This is a genomic window from Providencia sp. (genome assembly GCF_040396775.1).
Taxonomy (GTDB): Bacteria; Pseudomonadota; Gammaproteobacteria; order Enterobacterales; family Enterobacteriaceae; genus Providencia.
In genome coordinates this window covers 131,929-140,851 of the sequence record NZ_JBEBNT010000009.1, presented here as the reverse complement: position 1 = coordinate 140,851, position 8,923 = coordinate 131,929, and the positions used below count along the sequence as shown (strand labels likewise).

The 8,923-nt window shown below is 37.2% G+C and carries 12 protein-coding genes and 1 pseudogene; 12 read left to right on the top strand and 1 reads right to left on the bottom strand.

The features are described from left to right. The first annotated feature begins 19 nt into the window (after positions 1–19). From ABWP91_RS11820 to ABWP91_RS11770, 11 genes and pseudogenes are all read left to right on the top strand, one after another. The gene (locus tag ABWP91_RS11820) at positions 20–421 is read left to right on the top strand and encodes a phage tail terminator-like protein (protein WP_154629326.1); all 402 of its coding nucleotides are present in this window, start codon (positions 20–22) and stop codon (positions 419–421) included. 48 nt (positions 422–469) lie between these two features. Continuing rightward, positions 470–1,123: a phage tail tube protein gene (locus ABWP91_RS11815; protein WP_036960300.1), complete on the top strand. Its 654-nt coding sequence runs from the start codon at positions 470–472 to the stop codon at positions 1,121–1,123. 33 nt (positions 1,124–1,156) lie between these two features. Further along, positions 1,157–1,459, top strand: a complete 303-nt coding sequence (locus ABWP91_RS11810; protein ID WP_036975046.1) for a phage tail assembly chaperone — start codon at positions 1,157–1,159, stop codon at positions 1,457–1,459. 29 nt (positions 1,460–1,488) lie between these two features. After that, on the top strand, positions 1,489–1,758 hold the full coding sequence (locus tag ABWP91_RS11805) for a DUF1799 domain-containing protein (protein WP_224050447.1): 270 nt from the start codon (positions 1,489–1,491) through the stop codon (positions 1,756–1,758). Positions 1,759–2,206: 448 nt separating this feature from the next. Further along, positions 2,207–2,620 carry a translesion error-prone DNA polymerase V autoproteolytic subunit gene (gene umuD / locus ABWP91_RS11800; protein ID WP_036960306.1) on the top strand — a complete coding sequence of 138 codons (414 nt, stop codon included), beginning with the start codon at positions 2,207–2,209 and terminating at the stop codon, positions 2,618–2,620. Then, positions 2,620–3,882, top strand: a complete 1,263-nt coding sequence (gene umuC, locus ABWP91_RS11795) for a translesion error-prone DNA polymerase V subunit UmuC (RefSeq protein WP_224050448.1) — start codon at positions 2,620–2,622, stop codon at positions 3,880–3,882. The genes umuD and umuC overlap by 1 nt, the downstream gene beginning before the upstream one ends. Positions 3,883–4,210: 328 nt before the next feature. Then, positions 4,211–4,735, top strand: a complete 525-nt coding sequence (locus ABWP91_RS11790; RefSeq protein WP_006659243.1) for a Dps family protein — start codon at positions 4,211–4,213, stop codon at positions 4,733–4,735. A gap of 79 nt (positions 4,736–4,814) precedes the next feature. Further along, positions 4,815–4,997, top strand: a pseudogene (locus ABWP91_RS11785) (hypothetical protein); the annotation flags it as partial. A gap of 199 nt (positions 4,998–5,196) precedes the next feature. Then, on the top strand, positions 5,197–5,586 hold the full coding sequence (locus ABWP91_RS11780) for a hypothetical protein (protein WP_353243443.1): 390 nt from the start codon (positions 5,197–5,199) through the stop codon (positions 5,584–5,586). A 272-nt stretch (positions 5,587–5,858) separates the two neighbouring features. Continuing rightward, positions 5,859–6,605 (top strand): YidX family protein, encoded by a 747-nt coding sequence (locus ABWP91_RS11775; protein ID WP_224050449.1) that lies wholly within the window; start codon positions 5,859–5,861, stop codon positions 6,603–6,605. A gap of 109 nt (positions 6,606–6,714) precedes the next feature. Further along, a complete protein-coding gene (locus tag ABWP91_RS11770) occupies positions 6,715–7,074 on the top strand; it encodes an MmcQ/YjbR family DNA-binding protein (protein WP_006659239.1) in 360 nt (119 codons plus the stop codon). 88 nt (positions 7,075–7,162) lie between these two features. On the opposite strand, the gene ivy is transcribed toward ABWP91_RS11770, so the two are convergent. Next, positions 7,163–7,609: an Ivy family C-type lysozyme inhibitor gene (ivy, locus tag ABWP91_RS11765; protein WP_272516573.1), complete on the bottom strand. Its 447-nt coding sequence runs from the start codon at positions 7,607–7,609 to the stop codon at positions 7,163–7,165. A gap of 154 nt (positions 7,610–7,763) precedes the next feature. Here ivy and ABWP91_RS11760 point away from each other — a divergent pair, with 154 nt between their 5' ends. Further along, positions 7,764–8,903, top strand: a complete 1,140-nt coding sequence (locus ABWP91_RS11760; RefSeq protein ID WP_353243442.1) for a phage tail length tape measure family protein — start codon at positions 7,764–7,766, stop codon at positions 8,901–8,903. Positions 8,904–8,923: the final 20 nt, after the last annotated feature.

Genomic DNA, 8,923 nt, shown 5'->3' with positions numbered 1-8,923 from the left:
TATCGCAGAGATGAAGTAAATGAAACAATCTGAAATCAATCAGTCTATTCGTGCGCTGGTGGCAAAAATTGCTAAGCAAGAAGGGGTGAAGGTGGCTTGGTCAAATATTGAGTTTGACGATATTAGCACTCCATATTTGCAATTACATATAATGCCAGCCATAACCGAAAATCTAGGTCTAGCGTTAGATATGCCAGTTCAAAAAGGTGTTATTCAACTTAATGTTGTTGAAAAGATTGGTAATGGTGATTCGGCGGTTATTAGCTTGGTTGATGCCGTCAAAGAGCAGCTCGAAAATGGTCTAACACTCACGGAGTCACTGTATCTAGACGGTGAACCAAATCAGCTACCGCCACTTACTAGTGATATCAACTACATCATTCCAATACGTACATCCTATCGATGTTATTCAATCCGATAAACGACCGCCTAAATGGCGGTTTTTTTATGCATAAAAATGAGGTTCATAATGGCTTATAACATTCCTAATGGCTCACGTGTTTATGTTGCGAGTAAATACGGAAAAGATGTTGAGTTTACGGCGGCAAGTAATGCCACTGAAGCTGTACTTTCTGTCGCAGCATCAAGTGGCATTAAAGCCGGAGATGTTGTTCTCATCACATCTGGGTGGAAACAAATGTCTGGTGTCTTTCGTGTGAAATCAGCAGAAAACACAAGTATCACGCTTGATGGTGTTGATACGACAGATACAGAACGTTTTCCGATTGGCGGCGGCAAAGGAACGCTAAAATCAGTTCAAGAATGGGAAGTAATGCCCCAAGTCATGACCTTATCAACAGAAGGTGGTGAGCAGCAAACACAAGAAATTCAATTCTTAGAAGATGAGCAAGCAGAAACAGTTGATACCTATAAATCGGGTATTGTGCAGGTTTATACATTTGCTCATGATGCGAAATTACCTATTCGAGGGTTATTAATGTCCTTGGATGATACAAAGCAGTTAACAGCGATTCGTTTTTATAATAAACGGGCTGGTGAAGACCGTTACTACTCAGCTAGTGTGTCATTCCAACGCGTTCCTAATACTGCAATTAACGAGGTTGAAAACGTATCTGCACGTTTCTCTCTTAAATCAGATATGCAAATTTACACTACCGCATAATAACAGCCCCTTTGGGGCTTTTAAGGAAACCTAATGGCGAAATTTACTCTGAATCCCAATCCAATATTTAAAGCTGATGTAAAAATCCGAGTGGCTGGCAAAAGCGAGCCGGAGGTTGTGACATTTACGTTTAAACATTTACCAATGAGTAAATTGGACGAGTTAAAAAATGAGCCAGTAAACAAATTTTTTACTCAAATAATTGCTGATTGGGCAATTGAAGAGCCTTATAACGAAGATAATTTGAAGTTGTTATTTGACAACTATCCATCAGCTGCAGGGGCTATTACGACAACGTATTACAATGAATTGTTAGGTAATCGCGAAAAAAACTAATATCGGTCGCTGAAGCAATGTATGGGGGAATGACAAAGCAAGAGGCTGAAAATTTTGAGCGAGCTTTTGGCTTTCCGCCTGATATTGATGATGTTGAAGTTGTTCCTGATGTATGGGAGTCATATCTGGTATTTTCTGCGATGAGTACACAGTGGAGAGTTGGTATGAATGGTGCTACGGGACTCGACTATAGCGTTATTCCCAATGTTTTAGAGCTACTTAACATCAAAAATAAAGCGACCATATTTGATGACTTAAGGGTTATGGAGCTAAAGGCTCTTGAGTTGATAAACGAGTAGTCAGGGGCTGTAATGCCCCCAGTATTAACTTTAAATTAATAGAGCCGGTTAAAGTCATTGTCGTCTCTATCGAGAAAGCAATCAGTACGTTTAGATTGATTTTCTATACGATTGCATTTTCTAGATATTTTGGCACTTTTATCATGAGCAGCTCTGACTTCAGCTTTTTCTGCTGGAGTTAATTCTGAATAACTTCTTCCTTGACATCCAACCATTAGAATTGATGTCAGTAACAATAATGTATATTTCATATTTTCGGCAATGCAGTTAATAGTTATAAGCCATAAGTTTACTTTATAAAAAGTAAATGAAGGAGGAATAACGACACTGTAGGTCTGATTTTCTAGGAGGGGATTGCATATTTCTAGTCTTTTGATACTTGAAAATGATCTTTACAATGAAAATGAGTGAAATATACTGTATATAAATACAGTAATATTGGTGCATTATGAAGCTAAAGCCTATCGATTCCGAATCAATTCTCAACATTCCATTATTCTTAGATAGAGTAGCAGCGGGATTTCCATCTCCTGCGGCTGACTACATGGAAGAAAGAATAAACCTTAACAGCACATTGATTAAACATCCAGATAGTACGTATATGTTACGCGTCGAAGGTAATTCTATGATTGACGCTAACATTAACGATGGCGATGTTGTGATTGTCGATAGCGCATTGGTAGCAAAGGACGGGGATATTGTTATCGCCAGTGTTGATGGGGAGTTTACAGTTAAGAGATTAAAGTCTTATCCGCCGATGTTGATACCGATGAATCCTGATTTTCAACCAATACATATTGGTGATACGCAGGATTTACAGATATTTGGCGTAGTCACATTCATTATTCATAAGGCTCAGTAATGTTTGCCTTAGTTGATGTAAATTCGTTTTATGCGAGCTGTGAGAAAGTTTTCAGACCAGACTTAGCAGGAAAGCCAGTAATTGTTCTGAGTAATAATGATGGCTGTGTAATTGCTCGTTCTTTTGAAGCAAAAAAACTCGGTGTAAAAATGGGGGAGCTTTACTATGAGAGAAGAAACTATTACCTGCAAAATCATATTAACATTTTTAGCTCGAACTATGCGTTATACGCTGACATGAGCAACAGAGTGATGTCTCTACTATCAATGTATGCTCCGCGTTTGGAAGTGTATTCAATAGATGAGGCATTTCTTGATTTCACTGGCTTGGTTCATACCTTTAATTTAGAAGATTATGGGCGAGAAATTCAATCAACGATATTGCAGCGAACTCACTTGCCAGTAAGTGTTGGCATCGGTCCGACTAAAACGCTGGCTAAAATTGCGAATCATGCCGCTAAAACGTGGAAGAAGACTGGTGGTGTGGTTGAGCTATCTGATAGAAGTCGGCAAAGAAAATTACTGTCATTTATTCCGATTGAAGACGTGTGGGGAATAGGACGAAGGATTTCAGCCAAGTTAAGAATTATGGGCATTTATACCGCTTTAGACTTGGCTAATGCATCAGTGACTACAATACGCAAAGTGTTTGGCGTAACGCTAGAAAGGACACTCAGAGAACTTAACGGTGAGTCCTGTATTGAGCTTGAAGAAGTCAGAAAAGTTAAGCAGCAAATATTATGCTCTCGCTCGTTCGGTAAGAAAGTTTTAGATATCGACATTATGCGCAAGGCTATTTGTGACTATGCAGAACGAGCAGCGGAGAAACTACGCGAAGAAAAACAGCGATGTCGAGTTATTGGTTTATTCATTCAAACAAGCAGACACGCATTTGGTGAAGATTACGCTAATAGTATCAGTATCAAACTTGAATACCCTAGCAGCGACACGCGAGACATCATTAATGCTGTTATGCGTGGTTTAGATTCTATATGGCGAGATGGTTACCGCTACTATAAAGCCGGGATAATGTTATCTGACTTCACAGATTCAGATGTTACTCAGTTTGATATGTTTTCTACTCAAAAACCATTTAAGAACGGCGATGAACTTATGAAAACATTAGATACAATAAATAATAGTGGTTTAGGTAAAGTCTGGTTTGCTGCGAAAGGGAGCGATAGTGGATATCAGATGAAGCGCGAAATGTTATCACCAGCGTACACGACAAATTTTAATGAGCTGCCTGTAGCTAAAATCTAGCATGGAAAATAGAATATCGAGGATTACAAGAGTTTAAATTCAGTAAGTTAGGTTTAAAGTCTGAAGATCGGATTTAATTAGGTAGTCACATAAAGATTGATATTCAATTTTGTTTTTTAGTTAATTTATTCAATGCATTAGAATTTGATATAGATCAATGAATGATGTTATTAAGTACATAATTAAAATAATCAGCACATATTGAAAAGCAATGTTGGCTAAATAGTTTCATAACCAATTAAGAGATATATAGAAAGAACATTAGTGTAATAATTTGTTTTAACATCTTTAATATCAAAACAGATGTGACTATCTTTAGGAGTTAATTATGAGTAAAGCTAAAGAACTACAAATTCGCCCACTTAAAACGCCAACAGATTTATCTCCAAAAGCAACAAAAGATATCAGTGGAGCAATGAATGCAATTTTGGCTGATATTTTTGCTATTTATTTAAAAACTAAAAACTTTCATTGGCACATGAGTGGTCCACATTTCCGCGATTATCATTTATTACTTGATGAACAAAGTGAACAACTATACTCCATGACAGACCCTATAGCTGAAAGAGTTCGTAAAATAGGTGGTGTGACTATACGTTCTATAGGGCAAATATCAAAAATGCAAAGGATTAGCGATAACAATGCGGAATACGTAGAACCTTTAGATATGCTTGCTGAGCTTTGTGAAGATAATAAAATGTTGGCTTCAGAATTTCGAAAAGCACATGAAGTATGCGCAGAACATGGCGATTATTCCACTACAAGCCTAATAGAAAACTGGATTGATGAAACAGAACGCCGTGTCTGGTTTTTATTCGAGGCTTGTCGAGAAGCTAAAACGTCCGGTCATTAATGTAAAATTTATGTAGTTAAGCGAGTTTAATACTAGAGGGCTTCTAAATCAGAAGCCCTCTTTGTGATTAAGAATATGGTTAGAAGTGTCAGCAAATAAAATTGGTCGTATTGCAAACAAGAACGGATTGAAAACTGACGAATTCGGTAAGTTCTTTTTGGACAAGTCAGCTTACTCATCAAAGCAGGTTGAAGCGTTCCGTTATAATGAGAACAGTATTAGCGCGTTACGCCATATTATTCACGGGAAGGAAGTTGCCTAACCTACACATAGCCCAAGGATGAGCTTGCATTCTAGATCACATAATTATTTTTAACTAAAGAGTTCGATTATGTGTAGTAAAGCTATTCAGGTATATTCAGGGGGCTAATTTATTAATGAGGTTAAAGATGATTAAGTATATTTGCGCCCTGTTTATTTGATTTTCTGGATATACCCTGTCTGCTAATAACGAGAATGATATGGGGTTATATCGAGATAATAACTATAATATTTTGGCTTTGGCGGGAAAGTATAACTGTGGAGTTTATTCCATACCTGATGACCTTAGTGATAGCAATAGATATAACGGAGTGCAAATCGGGACTGTTAAGTTGGAAGTAACTCCGCATGCAGATTATAACAATGCAATGATAAATATAACCTTTGATACAGGGGTAGTTATAACATCACCAAAGCTTGAGTTGCTTTCAACTGATGCTAAAGCTACTGTGTATTTTAGTGAAAATTCAGGGGTTACATTTGCTTATATGATATACGACAGAATGGGTATTAAAGTTATTTTGCACAATAGCAACAAAGGTCAAGAAATTAGTGTCGGTTTAGCTGATTGCAAATACGAAAACAGTTGACCCGTCTATAGGTAATAGATTTATTTTAAAAAAACATGAATAGATGAGAGTGACATCAAAAATTTGAAGGAATGGAACCCAATGAATACCAGAGATTTCTAGAGTCTCTAGAAGTCACACAAGAAGAGATTGCTAATATTCGTAACTTGTAATGTACATGTGCTCAACTATAAATAGTGTTAATAATCCACTCCGGTGGGTTTTTTATTGCCTGAAGTTTGCATCTATCCTAATATCCATTGGACTTAAATTAAACTTATTAAGGCAATGGAATGAATAAATTACTAGCGTGCTTTTTGAGCGTATCGATTTTAAGTTCTGCTGGGTGCGTAACTGCGGCGGTTTGGGATTCGAACACGGCAAAAGAGACCAATATAAGGGAATGTGTTGATTTAAAAGATAATATTGTATCTGCTTTTGAATATAAAGATATTAGTGTTAAAAATAAACTAACTAATCAAAAATTAAAAGAGATTGAGCTTCCTACTTCAGGTTATGGTTTTTTAGGTGATAAATATATTTATATACTGACGAATGGTTCTGCTGAATTAATGAAATTAAATGAGTTGGTTAAAGTAATTCCATTGTCAGCATTTAATAACCCGGAGGGAGTTATTAGAATCGAGATAAAGCCAGATGAGCGCAGAGAAGGACTAGTAAAATTTAATGACAGTTACTTTGTTTATATAGATAAAAAGTACAGGTTAAGTCCAGAACAAGAGAAAAGCCTTAAGGATTTTGGTTTTAGTGAGAGGCGATTTGATAATGATAAGTCATGGGTTAAAACAATCCCGCTAAGTGGATATTTATTTGATAGGAATGGAATAACTCTTCCATTAGTACCCAATGCTAAGCTAAATCAATCATATAAGGTTGAGTTTTATACTACAGAGGAATACACATCACTTAGTGCTGGTAAATTGGCTGGTAATGTCATGATTACACCATTTACTATTGCTGCTGATATTATTGCAACGCCAATATTACTTATACTGTATGCAAATTACGTCAATAAGTAATAAAAAGTAGCAAAAGTATTGATTGGGTCGCTTATGCGACCTTTTTGTTTGCTTCAATTTGCACTCCCACTAAGTTAGCATAGCTAAAACTTATTCGTGGGATGGTGAGATGAACAAAAATGAACTTATGGAATATATCCAGAGTAATTATGGTGCTGTCGCTGAGTATCCATGGGCTAAGTTTCCTAGTTACATCATTTATAGGCATAAAAATAACTCAAAATGGTTTGCTGCCATTCTGACAATATCATCAAAGAAGTTATATGAAAGCGAGAGTGATGAGATGGTAGATATTATAAACCTTAAATCACCTCCTGAATTAGTTGGTTCGTTGAGGTTAAAGAAAGGGGTATATCCAGCATATCACATGAATAAAGAGCACTGGATTACTATAAAGTTGGACAGTGGATTTCCTGAAGATGAGCTTAAAGTGTTGATTGATGAGAGTTACAAATTGACTGCAAAGTAATTAATCTAGCCCGTCCTTGGGCTTCTATTTTAACGCCATTCTATTGGCATTGGTGGGCTAATTCTGAAAATAACTACTTTAAGTTTAATTACTTATAGTTAAAATCATTAGGGTGATTATCTAGGCTGCCCGTAAGTGCTGCAAATAAAACCGTTTTCCCATCGATTGATAAATCATCGGTGATATTAAACCAGAGTAAATCCTCAGTATTGTTCTTTTCATCATTTGAAGAGAATACACCTGCCATAACATTCTTTTCTTTAGAGTACATAATCGCAATTCGCTCTGCTGGGCAATTGTGAGGTTTGCACGCTGTTGCTACTTGGTATTCATTACCGTTTAAAGTCACAGTATTTGATGGGGATTCAGTACCACCAGTTAAGACCCATGATGGGAGGTCGTTATTTTTTACAACTTGAAGGAATGCTGTTTTAGTCTTTGCATTACTAGCTAACTTACTGATAGTTAACTCGTTTCCAGCATGAGCATTGGCTGCGATGAAAAGGGCTGCGATGAGTGTCAATTTTCTAAGCATGTTAATAATCCTTTGTGTGTTTAAAGGTTATCTGGTTAGTGATGAATGTTGGAAAATGAAATTCTAGAATAATATGGCGTTAATTTAAATAAAAGTTACATACAAGCTAATTTAACCACCTATGAGTGGTTTTTTTATATCTGGAGAAAGGTAAATGGCAGATATAGCAACCATCTCGCTTAAAGCTGATACGTCTGATTTAGAGCGTGGGACTCAAAAATTAAAGGAGTTTGGCAGCACAGCAGAAAAGGTAAATGGCTCAGCTCAAGACCTGAACGAACAATTTAAACGCGGCGTTGATAACCAGAAAAAAGCAGCTCAAGCTGCGGAGAAACAGCGTAAAGAGCTTCATGAGTTACTTAATCAGCTGAACCCTACAAATAAAGCTTTTGAACGATTAGATGACTGGCAGACAAAGCTTGTAGCAGCAAGTAAAAAAGGGTTACTTCCCAAAGATCAATTCAAAGATTATAGCAGCATATTAGACCAAACTAGAGATAAGCTGCAAAGAATGCACATGTCTCTGACTGCAGAAGGGCAAGCATTATTAGCTCAGGAGGCTGCAACGAATAAAGCAAAGCAAGCCGCAGATGAATTCTTACAATCTCTTAAAAATCAGACGGATTTTATAGGAAAAACCAAAACTGAAATTTTAGAGTTGAAAGCAGCGCAAATGGGAGTTTCGCAACAAGCTGCGCCAATGATTGCCAAGCTGAAAGAACAAGAAAAAGCATTCTTAAATGGTTCAATCACGATTGGTCAATATCGAAACGCTATGCGTCAGTTACCCGCTCAAATGACGGATATTGTCACATCGTTGGCATCTGGGATGCCTGTATGGATGGTGATGATACAGCAAGGTGGTCAGATAAAAGATTCCTTCGGTGGTATAGGAAACTCATTGAAGGCGTTAGCATCGCTAATTACCCCAGCAAGAGTTGCAATGTTTGGATTTGTTGGTGCCGCCTCTGCGGTAGCTCTTGCTGCATATCAAGGCTCTAAGGAATTTAGTGAATATAACAAGCAACTGATTCTTACTGGTAGGTATGCAGGGAAGACTGCGGCACAACTGGATACTCTTGTTAGAAACTTATCAGGAAATGGTATTACCCAGTATGGTATGGCTGATGCTATATCAAAAGTTGTTGGCTCAGGGGGATTCTCCGGCGATACAGTTGAGATGGTTTCTAAAACAGCAGCCGCAATCGAAAAGGCTGTTGGTCAGTCAGTTGATGAAACAATCAAGCAATTTCAGCGTTTAAAAGAGGAGCCAGTTAAGCTGTTACTGAACTAGATAAATCCCTTCACTTCTTA